At 64.0% G+C, this 15,902-nt stretch carries 14 protein-coding genes and 1 other RNA gene; all 15 read right to left on the reverse strand.

The genetic code is table 11. The features are described from left to right. Window positions 1-4: 4 nt before the first annotated feature. Window positions 5-862 (reverse strand): cell division protein FtsQ/DivIB, encoded by an 858-nt coding sequence (locus NAO55_RS13455; protein WP_102840602.1) that lies wholly within the window; start codon window positions 860-862, stop codon window positions 5-7. 3 nt (window positions 863-865) lie between these two features. Beyond that, window positions 866-1,810, reverse strand: a complete 945-nt coding sequence (locus NAO55_RS13460) for a D-alanine--D-alanine ligase (RefSeq protein WP_102840601.1) — start codon at window positions 1,808-1,810, stop codon at window positions 866-868. Next, window positions 1,807-3,264, reverse strand: coding sequence for a UDP-N-acetylmuramate--L-alanine ligase (gene murC, locus NAO55_RS13465; protein ID WP_102840600.1), 1,458 nt, complete (start codon window positions 3,262-3,264; stop codon window positions 1,807-1,809). Before murC ends, NAO55_RS13460 begins: the two co-directional genes overlap by 4 nt. After that, window positions 3,257-4,327, reverse strand: coding sequence for an undecaprenyldiphospho-muramoylpentapeptide beta-N-acetylglucosaminyltransferase (murG, locus tag NAO55_RS13470; protein WP_102840599.1), 1,071 nt, complete (start codon window positions 4,325-4,327; stop codon window positions 3,257-3,259). The genes murC and murG overlap by 8 nt, the downstream gene beginning before the upstream one ends. Beyond that, entirely contained in the window at window positions 4,317-5,540 is a 1,224-nt protein-coding gene (gene ftsW, locus NAO55_RS13475) for a putative lipid II flippase FtsW (protein WP_063544509.1), read from the reverse strand. The genes murG and ftsW overlap by 11 nt, the downstream gene beginning before the upstream one ends. Then, window positions 5,540-6,883, reverse strand: a complete 1,344-nt coding sequence (gene murD, locus NAO55_RS13480; protein ID WP_102840598.1) for a UDP-N-acetylmuramoyl-L-alanine--D-glutamate ligase — start codon at window positions 6,881-6,883, stop codon at window positions 5,540-5,542. The genes ftsW and murD overlap by 1 nt, the downstream gene beginning before the upstream one ends. Window positions 6,884-6,889: 6 nt before the next feature. Beyond that, window positions 6,890-7,972, reverse strand: coding sequence for a phospho-N-acetylmuramoyl-pentapeptide-transferase (mraY, locus tag NAO55_RS13485; protein ID WP_063544505.1), 1,083 nt, complete (start codon window positions 7,970-7,972; stop codon window positions 6,890-6,892). Window position 7,973: 1 nt separating this feature from the next. Further along, complete coding sequence (locus tag NAO55_RS13490) at window positions 7,974-9,350, reverse strand: UDP-N-acetylmuramoyl-tripeptide--D-alanyl-D-alanine ligase (protein WP_102840597.1); 1,377 nt, start codon at window positions 9,348-9,350, stop codon at window positions 7,974-7,976. Further along, a complete protein-coding gene (locus tag NAO55_RS13495; protein ID WP_102840596.1) occupies window positions 9,343-10,806 on the reverse strand; it encodes a UDP-N-acetylmuramoyl-L-alanyl-D-glutamate--2,6-diaminopimelate ligase in 1,464 nt (487 codons plus the stop codon). The genes NAO55_RS13490 and NAO55_RS13495 overlap by 8 nt, the downstream gene beginning before the upstream one ends. Next, window positions 10,806-12,533 (reverse strand): peptidoglycan D,D-transpeptidase FtsI family protein, encoded by a 1,728-nt coding sequence (locus tag NAO55_RS13500; protein ID WP_063544499.1) that lies wholly within the window; start codon window positions 12,531-12,533, stop codon window positions 10,806-10,808. Before NAO55_RS13500 ends, NAO55_RS13495 begins: the two co-directional genes overlap by 1 nt. Beyond that, window positions 12,533-12,814 (reverse strand): cell division protein FtsL, encoded by a 282-nt coding sequence (gene ftsL, locus NAO55_RS13505; RefSeq protein WP_202634168.1) that lies wholly within the window; start codon window positions 12,812-12,814, stop codon window positions 12,533-12,535. The genes NAO55_RS13500 and ftsL overlap by 1 nt, the downstream gene beginning before the upstream one ends. A gap of 5 nt (window positions 12,815-12,819) precedes the next feature. Then, window positions 12,820-13,767, reverse strand: a complete 948-nt coding sequence (rsmH, locus tag NAO55_RS13510; RefSeq protein WP_102840595.1) for a 16S rRNA (cytosine(1402)-N(4))-methyltransferase RsmH — start codon at window positions 13,765-13,767, stop codon at window positions 12,820-12,822. After that, window positions 13,764-14,219, reverse strand: coding sequence for a division/cell wall cluster transcriptional repressor MraZ (gene mraZ / locus NAO55_RS13515; RefSeq protein WP_063544493.1), 456 nt, complete (start codon window positions 14,217-14,219; stop codon window positions 13,764-13,766). Before mraZ ends, rsmH begins: the two co-directional genes overlap by 4 nt. 300 nt (window positions 14,220-14,519) lie before the next feature. Next, window positions 14,520-14,879, reverse strand: an RNA gene (gene rnpB, locus NAO55_RS13520) — RNase P RNA component class A. 73 nt (window positions 14,880-14,952) lie between these two features. After that, window positions 14,953-15,816, reverse strand: a complete 864-nt coding sequence (gene rsmI, locus NAO55_RS13525; protein ID WP_063544491.1) for a 16S rRNA (cytidine(1402)-2'-O)-methyltransferase — start codon at window positions 15,814-15,816, stop codon at window positions 14,953-14,955. Between the last annotated feature and the right edge of the window lie 86 nt (window positions 15,817-15,902).

Consider the following 15,902-nt stretch of genomic DNA (forward strand, 5'->3'; position numbering starts at 1 on the left):
TTCCTCAATTCTTCGCAGCGACGGTCGCATCCGTCGCGGTCGGGATCGGCTCATGCCAGGCAACGGCCAGGCCGTTCGCATAGCGCAGATCGATCCGTGCGATCTTCTCGCTTTCCTGCTCCAGCGCCTTTTGATAGATGGCAGTGAAGCGACGCATTTTTTCTACAACCTGGTCCCGCCCCAGCAACAACTCGATGCCCTGGTTGGTGGTCAGAAACCAGCTTCCACGTTCACGCAGCTCGAGGCGGGAAATGGAGAATCCCAGCGGGCGCAGCATTTGGCTGAGCATCTGGTATTGCTGCATGACCCGCTGCTGGGCCCGCTTCGGACCATACAAATGTGGCAAGTGTTCATATCGGCTCAGGTCATCCGGCGAGAAAGCCTGTCCTTTATTGTTAAGCAATGCTTCGCCCCCCCAACGGGCAATCGGCAATTGCTCATCCAGACGCACCATCACCTGATCCGGCCATACACGGCGAACCTCGACATGGGCGATCCAGGGCATCTGTTCGAGTTGGTGACGCATGCCGTTCAGATCAACCTTGAAGAAGCTCTGCTCGACGAAAGGCGCGATCCGCTGCTGGACCGCCTCACGGCTGACATAACCCAACTCGCCCTGCACGCTGACCTTGGCGATTGGCCGATCGGCATAGGGCAGCAGGCGCTCGCCCAGCTCGTACAAGCCGACCGCCAGACCGACCAGCAGCACGGGCCAGGCGAAGCGCTTCAGCCCGGCAAGGCTGGGCCTGGGCAGGCGCTGCGACAGCGGCTGTGGTGTCACCAGGCGACTCGCACCCCGTTGCACGGGCTTGCGCGAGGCACGTCCGTTGGCGGGTTGCGAATGGCGCAGCGTGGTGATCATGGCTTAGTTCCCCGCCTCAAGGCTGTCATCGAGAATGCTCAGCACCAGTTGCTGGAAATCCAGACCGGCGGCACGCGCCGCCATTGGCACCAGGCTGTGGTCGGTCATGCCCGGAACGGTATTCACTTCCAGCAGCCAAAAATTGCCCTCGGCATCTTGCATCACGTCCACCCGCGCCCAACCACGAATGCCCACCGCCTCGCAGGCACGCGCCGATAGAACCTTGAGCTCCTCTTCGCGGGCCGCGTCCAGCCCGCAAGGGATCCGGTACTGGGTATCGGAGGCCAGGTACTTGGCGTCGTAGTCGTAGAAGGTATGCGGGGTGCCCAGGCCAATCGGTGGCAGCACCTGACCGTGCAGCACGGCCACGGTGAATTCGGGCCCCTGGATCCACTGCTCGACCAGCACCTGCGCGTCATAGGTGCTCGCGGCGCGCCAGGCGGCGATCAGCTCGGCGACATCGCCAACCTTGGCCATGCCGATGCTCGACCCCTCATGGGCCGGCTTGACGATCAGCGGAAAGCCCAGGGTCTCGGCCGCAGTCCGGCAATCGGCTTCGCTGGCCAGCACCGCATGCTGCGGCGTCGGCAGGCCGAGGCTTTGCCAGACCTGCTTGGTACGCAATTTGTCCATGGCCAGCGCCGAGGCGAGGATGCCGCTGCCGGTGTACGGAATCCCGGTACACTCCAGCAGGCCCTGCATGCTGCCATCTTCACCGCCACGGCCGTGCAGGACGATGAACGCGCGGTCGATCCGCTCACTGCTCAGCCGCTGCAGCAGGTCATCGCCGGCATCGATGCCGAAGGCATCCACGCCCGCCGCTTGCAGGGCCTCGAGCACAGCAGCACCGGACTTGAGGGAAACCTCGCGCTCGGCGCTCTTGCCGCCGAAGAGCACGGCGACGCGGCCGAATGCCTTGGGGTCGCGCGTCGATTGCAAAGCCATCATTTGCTTTTCCTTGCGGCGTCATCGCCACCGAACAGGGGACTCTTGAGAAGTTGCGGCGCCAGCCCGCCGATATCACCGGCGCCCTGGCAGAGCAGGATGTCGCCGGCACGCAGCAGCGGCTTGACCAGCGGCGCCAGATCGACGCCGCGCTCGACGTAGATCGGATCGAGCTGACCGCGCTGGCGGATGCTGTGGCACAGCTGGCGGCTGTCGGCGCCCGGGATGGGCTCTTCACCGGCCGGGTAGACTTCCATCAGCAGCAGCACGTTGGATTCGCCGAGCACCTGTACGAAGTCATCGTAGAGGTCGCGGGTGCGGCTGTAGCGATGCGGCTGATACACCATCACCAGGCGCCGCTCCGGCCAGCCGCCACGCACCGCCTTGATCACCGCGGCGACCTCACGCGGGTGGTGACCATAGTCGTCCACCAGCATCACGCTGCCATCCTCGACCGGCAGCTCGCCATAAACCTGGAAGCGACGGCCGACACCAGCGAACTCAGCCAGGCCCTGGACGATGGCCTCATCGTCGATGCCCTCGTCTGTGGCAATGGCAATGGTGGCCAGGGCGTTGAGCACGTTGTGGTTGCCTGGCATGTGCACCGACACGTCGAGCGGCTCGCAACCGTCGCGCAGCACGGTGAAATAGGTGCGCATGCCTTCCTGGCGAACGTTGATGGCGCGCACGTCGGCGTCATCGCCGAAGCCGTAGGTGGTGATCGGGCGACCGATCTGCGGGATGATCTCGCGCACCACCGGATCGTCGACGCAGAGCACCGCCAAGCCGTAGAACGGCAGGTTGTGCAGGAACTCCACAAAGGTCTTCTTCAGCTTGCCGAAGTCGCCGCCATAGGTGCTCATGTGGTCGGCGTCGATGTTGGTTACCACCGCCACCATCGGCTGCAGGTGCAGGAAGCTGGCGTCGCTTTCGTCCGCCTCGGCGATCAGGTAGCGGCTGCTGCCCAGCTGGGCGTTGGTGCCGGCCGCGGTCAGGCGGCCGCCAATGACGAAGGTCGGATCGAGCCCACCTGCTGCGAACACCGAAGCCAGCAAGCTGGTGGTGGTGGTCTTGCCATGGGTTCCGGCGACGGCGATGCCATGCCGATAGCGCATCAGCTCGGCAAGCATCTCGGCCCGCGGCACCACCGGGATGCGCTGTTCCAGGGCCAGAGCCACTTCCGGATTGGCCGAATTGATCGCACTGGACACCACCAGCACGTCGGCACCGGCGACATTGCCGGCCTGGTGGCCGATGAAGATCTGTGCGCCGAAGCTCTGCAGGCGCTCGGTACTGGCCGACTCCTTGAGGTCCGAGCCGGACACCTCGTAGCCGAGGTTGAGCAGTACTTCGGCGATGCCGCACATGCCGACCCCGCCGATGCCGACGAAGTGGATGCGGCGGATACGGCGCATACGGCGAACTTCGGCTTTCACCGCGGCGGGAGACTTAGCCATGGGCCACCTCCAGACAGATATCGACCACGCGGCGGGTGGCATCGGGCCGGGCCAGACGGCGCGCGGTGGCCCCCATGGCCTTGAGTTTTTCCGGCTGCATCATTACCTCGGTCAGCTGAGCGGCGAGCGCGACCGCGTCAGTCTTGGCTTGTGGCAGCAGGACGGCAGCGCCCTCCTTCGCCAGATATTCGGCATTGCGCGTCTGGTGGTCGTCGATCGCATGCGGCAGCGGCACCAGGAAGGACGGCAGCCCGGCGGCGGCCAGCTCGCACACGGTGAGCGCACCGGCGCGGCAGATCACCAGATCGGCCCAGGCGTACGCCCGCGCCATGTCCTTGATGAAGGGCGCAACCTCGGCCTCGACACCCGCCTCGGAGTAGCGCTGCTTGGTGATTTCGGCGTGCTGCTTGCCGGCCTGATGGAACACCTCCGGCCGCAGTTCCACGGAGACCTGCGCCAGCGCGGCGGGCAACAGTTTGTTCAGCGGTTCGGCACCCAGGCTGCCGCCCAGCACCAGCAGGCGCGGCCGGCGCTGAGCCAGGCTGTCGCGCGGGGTTTCCAGGAACAGCTCCTCGCGCACCGGATTGCCGGTGGTGCGGCGCTTGGCGCTGGCCTTGAAGGTGTCCGGGAAGGCCTCGCAGACACGGCTGGAAAGCGGTACGAGGCTACGATTGGCCGTACCGGCGACGGCGTTCTGCTCGTGGATCACCAGCGGCACGCCAGCCAGCTTGGCGGCCAGCCCACCGGGACCGGTGACGTAGCCACCCAGGCCCAACACACACACCGGGCGCAGCTCGCGGATGATGCGGCGCGCCTGGAACAGCGAACGGACCAGCTGCAGTGGCGCCTTGATCAGCGACGCAAGGCTCTTGCCGCGCAATCCGCTGACCTGAATCAGATGCAGCGGCAACCCAGCGGCGGGTACCAGTTCATTCTCGATGCCACGCGGCGTGCCGAGCCAATGCACCGCATAGCCACGCGCCTGGAACTCGCGCGCGCAGGCCAGCGCCGGGAACACGTGCCCACCGGTACCGCCGGCCATGATCAACACGTTAGCGGCCATGGGCGACCTCCTTGGCCGGCGGCTCGGCGAAGTCGGACTCGTCGAACTCGGTATCCTCGCTGCCCAGCACGGTGCGGCTTTCCCACTCGATGCGCAGCAGCAGCGCCATGCTCGCGCAAGTCACCACCAACGAGCTGCCGCCATAGCTGAGGAACGGTAGCGTCAGGCCCTTGGTCGGCAACAGGCCGACATTCACCCCGACGTTGATCAGGAACTGGCCCAGCCAGAGGAACGCCAGGCCCCAAGCCACATAGGCGGCGAAGAACTGCCGGGCCTTCTCTGCCCAGAGGCCGATGTAGAGGGCACGCACGCCGACGAAGGCAAACAGGGCGATGGTCGCCAGCGCACCGATCATGCCCAGCTCTTCGGCCAGTACCGAGAATACGAAGTCGGTGTGCGCTTCGGGCAGGTAGAACTGCTTCTGCACGCTGTTGCCCAGACCGACGCCGAACCATTCGCCACGTCCGAAGGCGATCAACGCCTGGGTCAGCTGATAGCCGGCGCCATACTGATCCGCCCAAGGGTCGGTGAAGGTGATCAGACGCTGCAGGCGGTACTCCTGAGTCTGCACCAGCACCACCACCGCACCGACCGCAGCGATCACCAGCAGGCTGAAGCGGATCATGCCGACCCCGCCGAGGAACAGCATGGCCACCGCAGCGCCCATCATCACCACTGTCGCGCCGAAGTCGGGCTCCAGCAGCAACAGGAACGCCATTGGCAGCAGCACCAGGAACGGCTTGGCGAAGCCCCAGAGGCTTTCGCGGACTTCCTCCTGGCGGCGCACCAGATAACCGGCCAGATAGATAACCACGAACACCTTGGCCAGTTCGGAAGGCTGTACGTTGAACGCGCCGAAACCAATCCAGCGCATCGAGCCATTCACCTCGCGGCCGATGCCTGGCAGCAGCACCAGAATCAGCAGCCCGAACGCTGCCAGCAACAGCATCCAGTCAAGGCGCTGCCAGGCGGACAATGGCACCAGCAGAACGGCAACCGCTGCGCCAAGGCCCAGCAGCACATAGATCAGGTGACGGATCATGTGGTACAGCGGGTTGCCGGAGTTGACCGCAGCCACCTCCGATGACGCCGAGGTGATCATCACCAGGCCAAGCCCCAGCAGCGCCAGGCAGCCGGCCAGCATCGGGAAATCCAGATCCACGCCGCGGCGGCCGAACAAGGGCGAAGGTGCATGACGCAGGAAGGCGAGCATCAGTCGAGCGCCTCCACCGCAGCGGCGAACAGGCGACCGCGCTCTTCGAAGTTCTTGAACATGTCCAGGCTGGCGCAGGCAGGCGAAAGCAGTACAGCATCCCCCGCCTGTGCATGTTCGGCAGCGCGCTGCACCGCCTCCTCCAGGCTGGCTACATGCACCAGAGGTGCTGCATCGCCCAGTGCGTCGGCCAGACGCGATGCGTCGCGACCGAGCAGAACCACGGCGCGGCAATAACGCGAGACAGGGGTACGCAGCCCGGAGAAATCGGCGCCCTTGCCGTCACCGCCGGCGATCAGCACCAGCTTGCCGTCAATATCCGCGCCCAGTCCTTCGATGGCTGCCAGTGCCGCCCCCACGTTAGTGGCTTTGGAATCATCGTAATAACTGACGGCCTGATGCTCGCCGACCCATTGACAACGGTGCGGCAAACCGGCGAAACGCCGCAGCGTCTCGAGCATCGGCTCGAATGGCAGACCTACGGCATGCCCGAGAGCGAGAGCCGCCAGCGCATTCGACTGGTTGTGTGCGCCACGGATCTTCAGCTCGCGAACCGGCATCAGCGCTTCGAACTGGAACGCCAGGTACTTCTCGCCGCGCTCCTCGAACAGCCCGAAGCCCTTGAAGTCAGGCTTGCCGAGACCGAAGGTCCAGGTCGGAACATCCTCGCCCACCAGCGGCCGGCTGAGCCGGTCGTCGCGATTGACCACCACCTGGCGTGCACCGCGGAAGATGCGGTGCTTGGCCTGGTGATAAGCCGGCAGCCCGCTGTAACGGTCCATGTGGTCTTCGCTGATATTCAGACAAGTGGCCACTTCGGCATTGAGCTGCTCGGTGGTCTCCAGCTGGAAGCTGGACAACTCCAGTACGTACAGCTCGACATCGTCGGCCAGCAGATCTAGCGCTGGCGTGCCGAGGTTGCCGCCAACCGCCACCTTGCGCCCGGCCGCAGCGGCCATCTCGCCGACCAGCGTGGTCACAGTGCTCTTGGCATTGGAGCCGGTGATCGCGACGATCGGCGCCTTGGCTTCACGGGCGAACAGCTCGATATCTCCAGACAGCTTGACCCCGCGGGCCGCCGCCGCCTGCAGCGCGGGAGTGCTGACCGGCAGGCCGGGGCTCACCAGCAGCTCGCTGGCGGTACAGAGGAAGTCCACATCCAGCTCGCCGCAGCGCACCTGCACGTCCGGGTACTCCGCATGCAACGAGGCCAGCTCCGGCGGATTCGCACGGGTATCGACGACGGCAAACGGCAGCCCGCGGCGCGCCAGATGGCGAACCAGGGACATGCCGCTTTTGCCGAGGCCGACAACGATGCGGAACTGGTCGGAAGCGATGAGCACGTTCGGTTACCTCAGCTTCAGGGTGGCGAGGCCAACCAGCACCAGGATCACGGTGATGATCCAGAAGCGCACGATTACCCGGGGCTCAGGCCAGCCCTTGAGTTCGAAATGGTGGTGGATCGGCGCCATGCGGAACACACGCTTGCCGGTGAGTTTGAAGCTGGCGACCTGGATCATCACCGAGAGGGTCTCCATGACGAACACGCCGCCCATAATGAAGAGCACCACTTCCTGGCGCACGATCACGGCGATGGTGCCCAGCGCCGCGCCCAGGGCCAGCGCGCCGACGTCGCCCATGAAGACCTGCGCCGGATAGGTGTTGAACCAGAGAAAGCCGAGGCCGGCTCCGATCAGCGCACCGCAGAACACGATCAGCTCGCCTGCGCCAGGAATGTAGGGAATGAGCAGGTATTCGGCGAAATTCACGTTACCGGAGAGGTAGCAGAAGATGCCCAGACCGCCGCCGACCATAACGGTGGGCATGATCGCCAGACCGTCCAGGCCGTCGGTGAGGTTGACCGCATTGCTCGAACCGACGATGACGAAATAGGTGAGCACCACGAAACCGATCCCGAGCGGGATCTCGATATTCTTCAGCAGCGGCAGGATCAGCGTGGTTTCGATCGGCGTTTGCGCCGTCATATATAGGAAGATCGCGGCACCGAGGCCGAAGACCGATTGCCAGAAGTATTTCCAGCGGCTGGGCAGGCCGCGGGAGTTCTTCTCGATCACCTTGCGATAGTCATCGACCCACCCGATCGCGCCGAAGAGCAGGGTCACCGCCAGCACCACCCAGACATAGCGGTTGGCCAGATCCGCCCAGAGCAGCGTGGAGATGCCGATGGCGCTGAGAATCAGCGCGCCGCCCATGGTAGGCGTGCCGGATTTCGACAGGTGCGACTGCGGTCCGTCGGTGCGCACCGCCTGGCCGATCTGGCGCAGCTGCAGGGTGCGGATCAGCCAGGGGCCCATCCACAGCGAAAGTACCAGCGCGGTGAGGACGCCGAGGATTCCACGCAGCGACAGGTACTGGAAGACCGCGAAGCCCTTGTGGAACTGTTGCAAATACTCGGCGAGCAGCAGCAGCATTTCAGTGTTTCTCCATGGATGGCCCGGCGAGCGCATCGACGACTTTGTCCATCGCCGCGCTACGTGAACCCTTGATCAGAATGGTGGTACCGCTGCCCTGTTCGGCACGCAGGCTCTCGATGAGGCTGGTCTGGTCGGCGAAATGGCGGGCGCCCGGGCCGAAGGCGGTAACCGCATGCGCCATCAGTGGCCCGACGGCGAAAAGCGTGTCGACCTTGCCCGACGCATAGGCGCCCACGTCACGATGGCTCTGCTCGGCCCACTCGCCCAGCTCACCCATATCGCCCAACACCAGAACGGTGCGTCCGGCGAAACTGGCGAGCACGTCGATGGCGGCGCAGATCGATGCGGGGTTGGCGTTGTAGCTGTCGTCGATCAGGCGCACGCCGTTGTCCAGCATCTGCGCCACGGCGCGCCCCTTGACCGGCTGCAGGCTCTGCAGGCCGGCGACGATGGACTCGGCGGTGATGCCCATGGCAAAGGCGGCAGCGGACGCAGCCAGGGCATTCGCCACGTTATGGCGACCCAGCAGGTTGAGCTGCAAGCGCAGATTACCCAGCGGGCCGGTCAGTACGAAGCTCGGGCAACCGCGCTGGTCGTAGGCGATCGAACCGGCAGAGAAGTCCGCGAGCGGGTTGTCCAGACCGAACGACACGATGCGCTTGCCGGCCACGCGCTCGGCCCAGATCGGGTAGGCCTTGTCGTCACGGTTCAGCACGGCGCAGCCTGTTGCGCTCAACCCATCGAGGATTTCGCCCTTGGCCTCGACGATCTTCTCCGGCCCGCCGAACTCGCCGACATGGGCGCTGCCGGCGTTGGTGATCAGGCTGACATCCGGACGCACCAGCTTGACGGTGTAGGCGATGTCGCCCACGCGCGAGGCACCAAGTTCGATGACCGCGCTGCGGTGTACGGCGTCCAGCTCCAGCAGTGTCAGCGGCGCGCCGAGGTCGTTGTTCAGATTGCCGCGAGTGGCGAGCACAGCATCCTGGCCATGAGCGCTGCGCAGGATGCTGGCGAGCATTTCCTTGACGCTGGTCTTGCCACTGGAACCGGTGATAGCGGCGACCGCCCCCTTGAAGGCGTCGCGGTTGAGCGCGCCCAGGCGGCCCAACGCCAAACGGGTGTCGGCGACCACCAGCTGTGGCAACGGCGCGTCTTCCACTTCGCGTGCGACCAGTGCAGCCACCGCGCCCTTGGCTGCCACTTCAGCCAGGTAGGCATGTCCATCGAAGCGCGGACCGGTCAGCGCGATGAACAACTGCCCCGGCTGGATCGCCCGGCTGTCGGTGCTGACAGCCGAGAAGCTTGCATCGCCGCCCACCAGACGGCCCGACAAGGGGCCCTGCAGCTCGCTCAGGCGCATGGCTTCAAGCATGGGGCTTCTCCCAGGTGGCCAGTGCCGCAACGGCTTCCTCGATATCGGAGAACGGCAGTCGTTCGCCGCGAATTTCCTGGTAGTCCTCGTGCCCCTTGCCCGCGAGCACTACCACGTCGTCGGCATTCGCGGCCGCGATAAGGCTGGCAATCGCCTGGGCGCGACCGTGCACGAAGGTCACCGTGTCAGGATTGACGAAGCCACTGCGGATATCGTCGAGAATTCGCTCCGGCGCCTCGTTGCGCGGGTTGTCATCGGTAACCACGATGCCATCGGCCAGTCGCTCGGCGACCTCGGCCATCAGCGGGCGCTTGCCGCTGTCACGGTCACCACCGCAGCCGAACAAGCAGAGCAACCGGCCACGCGCATGCGGGCGCAACGCAGTGAGCACCTTTTCCAGCGCATCCGGAGTATGCGCATAGTCGACCACGACGAGCGGATGATCACCGCCACCCAGACGTTGCATGCGTCCGGTCGGCCCTTCCAGTTCGGGCAGCACGTTCAGGATTTCGTCCAGCGGGTAATCCATGCCCAACAAGGCGCCAACGGCGGCCAGCACGTTACTGACGTTGAAGCGCCCCAGCAGCGGGCTGCGCAGCGAGCGCTCGCCCTGCGGCGTGATCAGGCGCGCGTGGATACCGCTGTCGTCAAGCCGGGCCTCGGCGCAGAACAGATACGCCGACGGGTCTTCCAGGCTATAGGTGATCAGCCGAGACTCATGCTCCCGACCCGCCAGCTCACGACCGAAACCGTCATCAATATTGACCACCCGGCAGCGCAGGCAGGGGAAGTCGAACAGACGTGCCTTGGCGGCACCATAGGCGTCCATGGTGACGTGATAGTCCAGGTGATCGCGGGACAGATTGGTGAACACCGCGACGTCGAAGTCCAGCGCGGCAACCCGCCCCTGATCCAGGCCATGCGAAGACACCTCCATCGCCACCGCCTTGGCACCTTCCTGCTTCAGGCTGGCCAGCGTCGCCTGCACGCCGATCGCATCTGGCGTCGTATGCCGTCCCTGCTCAAGCTGGCCATGAAAACCGTTGCCCAGCGTACCGATGATGCCGCACGGCTCGCCGAGCCGGTCCAATGCCTGCGCGATCAGCTGACTGACGCTGGTCTTGCCGTTGGTTCCAGTGACACCGACCAGGCGCAGATTGCGACTCGGCTCGCCATAGAACCGCCCGGCAATTGCCGAGAGCTGGTTGCTCAGGTGCAGAACCGGAACCATGACGGCAGCACCGGCCAATGGTTCGGCGAGCCCCTCGCTTTCATAGGCAACCGCGGCTGCACCTCGGGCTATCGCATCCGCGACGTGGTCGCGTCCGTCTTGCTGCAAGCCCGGAACCGCCAGGAACAGATCGCCGCCGCGCACCTTGCGGCTGTCGAGCGTGAGCTCGCGGATCAATACATCGCTGCCGGCCTGCGGCAGAAAATGACTCAACGGCATTGGCATCAGCTGCGCCCTCCCTTGCCTTCAGAGGTCTCTGCGGTCTGCAACTCGGCTGGCGGCGGCAGATTGTCCGGCGCTACGTTCATCAGCCGCAGCGCACGGGCCATGACCTTGCCGAAAACCGGCGCTGCGACCAGACCGCCGTAGTACTGCCCCTTGCTCGGCTCGTCCACGACCACTACCGCGGCGATACGCGGATTGGAAAGCGGCGCGACGCCAGCGAAGAACGAGCGATAGGCGTCCTTGGTGTAGCCACCTGTGCCGGAAATCTTCTTCGCGGTACCGCTCTTGCCACCCACGTGATAGCCCGGCACCTTGGCGCGCGCGCCGCCACCGCCCTCTTCTTCGACGACTGCGCGCAGCATCTGCAGTACCGTGGCGGAAATCTGCTTGTCGATCACCTGCACGCCATCCTGCGTCTGATCCAGCCGCAGCAGGGAGAGCGGGACATTGACGCCCTGATTGCCGAGTACGGCATAGGCATGCGCCAACTGAACCGCGGTAACAGACAGGCCATAGCCATATGCGAGCGAAGCGGTCTCGGCATCCCGCCACTTGCGATGATTGGGCAGATTGCCGACGCGCTCGCCCGGAAAGCCGAGCCCGGTATCCTGGCCGAAGCCAGCCTGCTGCATCACGGCATAGACCGGTTCAGCGCCAATATCCAAGGCGATCTTGCTGATCCCGACGTTGCTCGACTTCATCAGGATGCCGGTCAACGAGAGCATGCCGCCGCGCGAAACGTCGCGGATCGTGTAGCGACCAATGCGCATCCAGCCCGGCAAGGTGTTGACCACCGAATCCGGCTGGTACTTGCCGGTACCCAAGGCGGCAGCAATGCTGAACGGCTTGACGGTCGAGCCAGGCTCGAACACGTCGATCATGGCGCGGTTGCGCATGGCCGCCGGCTGCAGATTGCGACGGTTGTTCGGGTTGTAGGTGGGCTGATTGGCCATGGCGAGGATCTCGCCGGTCTTGACGTCGACCATGACCAGACTGGCGGCCTTGGCGCCATACTCGTGCACCACATTGCGCAGCTCGCTGTGAGCCAGATACTGCAGACGCAGATCGATCGAAAGCGCCATGGCTTTGCCGGCCTTGGCGTTCTTCACCACTTGCACGTCCTTGATAAGACGCCCACGACGGTCCTTCAACACCTGGCGCTTGCCCGGTACGCCAGCGAGCCACTCGTCATAAGCGAGCTCCATGCCCTCGCGGCCACGATCATCGATATCGGTGAAGCCCACCACATGGGCGGCCACTTCACCGGCTGGATAGAACCGACGAAACTCCTCTTGCGAGTAAACGCCTGGAATCTTCAGATCCAACACGTCCTGCCCCTGCTCAGGAGTGAGCCCGCGCACCAGATAGATGAACTCGCGCGAGGCCTGCGACTGAAGTCGCTCGCTGAGAGATGCTGCGTCCTGCCCCAGTGCCTTGGCCAGTTCCGGCCAACGCGCGCGAGCAGCCTGCAACTCCTTTGGATTACCCCAAAGCGTGGTAACCGGCGTGCTCACTGCAAGCGGCTCGCCGTTGCGGTCAGTGATCAGCCCGCGGTGGGCGGGAATCGGGATGTGTCGAACACTGCGAGCATCGCCTTGCCCCTGCAGGAAAGCCTGGTCCGTGACCTGCAGATCGACGATGCGCCAGGCGATCACACCGACCAGCAGGGCCAGCAGCGCCAATACGATGCGAAAGCGCCAGGGATAAAGTGCGCCCTTGATGGTCATCATGGCTTCACTAGCCTGACGTCGGCCGCCGCGGGAATATGCATGCGCAGCTGCTCGGTCGCCAGCGTCTCGATGCGGCTGTGAGCAGTCCAAGTGCTCTGCTCGAGAATCAGGCGCCCCCACTCTGCCTGCGCCTTGTCACGCACGCTGAGCTCGCCGTAGAGCTCGTTGAGCAGCTGACGATTCCAGTGCGCACAGTAAGCCACCGCAATTGCCGACAGCAGGACACTGACGAACAGCACCAGCATCAGCAGACTGCCGTTGGGCATGGATCGCAGCATGCGACTCACCGCAGCTTCTCCGCGACACGCATTACCGCGCTGCGCGAGCGCGGATTGGCCCGAACCTCCGGCTCGGAGGCGTACTGCGGCTTGCCTATCAATTTCAGCCGGGGCTCGAAGGCCTCGGGAATGATCGGCAGATCGCGCGGGAGCTTGTCCGCTTCGCCCTTGGCGTGGCGCCGCATGAACTGCTTGACGATGCGGTCTTCCAGCGAGTGGAAACTGATGACAACCAGACGGCCGCCCACAGCCAATGCATCCAGCGCAGCATCAAGGCCGCGCTCCAGATCGCCCAGCTCGTTGTTGATATGAATGCGCAACCCCTGGAAGGCACGGGTTGCGGGGTTCTTGCCTTTCTCCCAGGCGGGATTGGCGTCGGTCAGCACCTTGGCGAGATCAGCAGTACGCTCGAAGGGCGCCATCGCACGGCGCTGCACCACGGCTCGCGCCATGCGCTTGGCGAAGCGTTCCTCGCCATAATCCTTGAACACGCGAGCAATCTCGTCCTCATCAGCCCGGGCAATCCACTCGGCCGCACTGACACCGCGCGCCGGGTCCATCCGCATGTCCAGCGGGCCATCATTGAGAAAGCTGAAGCCTCGCTCAGGGTCATCCAGCTGCGGCGAGGAAACCCCGAGATCCAGCAGAACACCGCTGACAGTCCCGTTCCAGCCGCGTTGCGCGACCTCCTCTCCTAGCTCGGCAAAACTCCTCTGCACAACGACAAAGCGGCCGTCCTCGGCCGCCAGCTCTTGCCCCGTAGCAATGGCTAATGGGTCCTTGTCGAACCCTAGCAAGAGGCCATCAGGCCCAAGCTGCTGAAGCAGTAACCGGCTGTGCCCGCCGCGACCGAAGGTTCCGTCGACATAGCGGCCATCCGGACGCACGTTCAGCGCCGCGACGGCTTCGTCGAGCAACACGGTGATATGTCGCAGGCTGCTGATCTGGCTCACAGGATAAGGTCACGTAGTTCTTCCGGCAGACCGCCGGGTTGTTTGATGGCCGCCAGGTCCGCGTCGGATATCGCGTTCCAGTCGTCCTCGTTCCACAGTTGAAACTTGTTGAGCTGCCCTACGAGCATTGCTCGCTTGTCCAGCCTGGCGTATTCGCGCAGACGCGGCGGTACCAGCACACGACCGCTGCCATCCATTTCCAGATCGACAGCATTACCGATCAGCAAACGCTGCAGTCGCCGTGCCTCCTCACGTAACGAGGGCAGCTCTCGCAGCTTCGCCTCGATCAACTCCCACTCAGGCAACGGGTAGATACAAAGGCAGCGGTCCACGGCATCGATCGTGATGATCAGCTGGCCATCGCCACGGGAATTCAGCTCGTCACGATACCGGCTGGGCATGGCTAGCCGGCCTTTGGCATCGAGACTGATGGCGTTAGCTCCGCGAAACACGCTTGCGCTTCCCCTGAATTAGCTATCCATGCCCATATCTACCCACTTTCTGCCACTTCCTACCACTTGTGCGCACTATAGAAACGCCGTAGCCCCACCGTCAAGGCGAGCCAGACGGGAAAAACCCTTACGGAGCGGCAATTTAGCGATGCTTAGGGAAGACGCGACTGAAATCGGAGGCGAGAGTGGAAATCTAGTTCCAGCACGACGGGGAGTTACTCAACAAAGTTAAAGTGCTTTGTTAAGAGAAAGAATCTTTCGGAATTAAAAACGTGCGTCACGAAAGTGAGATAGCGAAAGGAGGAGAGTCGATCTGTAAGCCGGGTTCTGTCGAGGACAGCCATTCCTCTACGACAGCCATCACTGACTGCCTCTAGCAACCTACCCAGATCCAGCGCGGGCCACGCCAATGGATCCCTATTTGGTCTTGCTCCAAGTGGGGTTTACCTAGCCACGGACTGTTACCAGCCGTGCGGTGCGCTCTTACCGCACCTTTTCACCCTTACCGGCGCCGAGGCGCTTAGGCGGTTATTTTCTGTGGCACTTTCCGTAGGCTCACGCCTCCCAGGCGTTACCTGGCACTTTGCCCTATGGAGCCCGGACTTTCCTCCCTCCCTTCTTGCCGGAACAAAAAGAGACAGCGACTGTCCGATCGACTCTCCGGGCGTCAGGGTATCGTCGCAGCCCCCGCGCTGCAAGCGCAGCGGCGACAGCTATCTGCCCGAAGCGTCGATTACTTGCGCTCCAATGCCGCCTGATAGAGGAGGTTCTTGCGCACCCCAGTGATTTCCGCAGCGATCGCCGCGGCCCGCTTCAACGGCATTTCGGCGAGAAGAAGATCCAGAATACGCAACGCATCGGCGCTGACAGCTTCCTCGCCCTGCGGCGCCTGCCAGCCCTCGACCAACAGTACGCATTCACCACGCTGCTGATTGCTGTCGGCCTCGACCCAGCTACGCAGCTGCCCCAGCGGCAACCCCTTCAGCGTCTCGAATGTCTTCGTCAACTCCCGCCCGAGCACAGCAGGGCGGGCCTCGCCGAACACGGCCTCGAAATCGCAGAGCGACTCGAGAATACGATGCGGAGCCTCGTAGAAGATCAAGGTCCGAGGTTCCTCTTTAAGCGCCTCCAGCCGCGCACGACGCGCGACAGCCTTGGCCGGCAGGAACCCCTCGAAAACGAAGCGATCCGAAGGCAACCCCGCAGCCGAAAGAGCCGCAATCAGTGCGCACGCCCCGGGAACCGGAACCACAGCAACGCCGGCCGCACGAGCCTGACGCACCAGGTGATAACCCGGGTCAGAAATCAGCGGCGTACCCGCATCCGATATCAACGCTACGTCTTCCCCCGCCCGCAGCCGCCCGATGAAGCGCCCCCCTTCATCGCGCTCGTTATGCTCGTGGCAGGCAGCCAGCGGCGTCTGGATCCCGAAGTGCGCCAGCAAACGCGACGAATGCCGAGTATCTTCCGCAGCAATCAACGCCACTTCACGCAACACTCGCAACGCACGAGCACCGATGTCCTCCAGATTGCCGATCGGTGTGGCTACGACATAAAGCGTACCCATGCCGGAATTCATACCATCGCTGGCAGTCACAGGGCTTACCTCTGTCACGGAAATGCGCATTGTAGCCCGATTCGCCGCCGCAACATCGCGACCGCTTCGGTGCTTGGGTACAATCC

The sequence above is a fragment of the Stutzerimonas frequens genome (assembly GCF_024448335.1).
Taxonomy (GTDB): domain Bacteria; phylum Pseudomonadota; class Gammaproteobacteria; order Pseudomonadales; family Pseudomonadaceae; genus Stutzerimonas; species Stutzerimonas frequens.

What these genes read in the sequence shown, in the direction of transcription:
- NAO55_RS13495 (WP_102840596.1), bottom strand. Translation starts at nt 10,806, where the DNA reads ATGCCAATGCCGTTGAGTCATTTTCTGCCGCAGGCCGGCAGCGATGTA.
- mraY (WP_063544505.1), bottom strand. Translation starts at nt 7,972, where the DNA reads ATGCTGCTGCTGCTCGCCGAGTATTTGCAACAGTTCCACAAGGGCTTC.
- NAO55_RS13490 (WP_102840597.1), bottom strand. Translation starts at nt 9,350, where the DNA reads ATGCTTGAAGCCATGCGCCTGAGCGAGCTGCAGGGCCCCTTGTCGGGC.
- murC (WP_102840600.1), bottom strand. Translation starts at nt 3,264, where the DNA reads ATGGCTAAGTCTCCCGCCGCGGTGAAAGCCGAAGTTCGCCGTATGCGC.
- NAO55_RS13460 (WP_102840601.1), bottom strand. Translation starts at nt 1,810, where the DNA reads ATGATGGCTTTGCAATCGACGCGCGACCCCAAGGCATTCGGCCGCGTC.
- murG (WP_102840599.1), bottom strand. Translation starts at nt 4,327, where the DNA reads ATGGCCGCTAACGTGTTGATCATGGCCGGCGGTACCGGTGGGCACGTG.
- ftsL (WP_202634168.1), bottom strand. Translation starts at nt 12,814, where the DNA reads ATGCTGCGATCCATGCCCAACGGCAGTCTGCTGATGCTGGTGCTGTTC.
- ftsW (WP_063544509.1), bottom strand. Translation starts at nt 5,540, where the DNA reads ATGCTCGCCTTCCTGCGTCATGCACCTTCGCCCTTGTTCGGCCGCCGC.
- NAO55_RS13455 (WP_102840602.1), bottom strand. Translation starts at nt 862, where the DNA reads ATGATCACCACGCTGCGCCATTCGCAACCCGCCAACGGACGTGCCTCG.
- NAO55_RS13500 (WP_063544499.1), bottom strand. Translation starts at nt 12,533, where the DNA reads ATGACCATCAAGGGCGCACTTTATCCCTGGCGCTTTCGCATCGTATTG.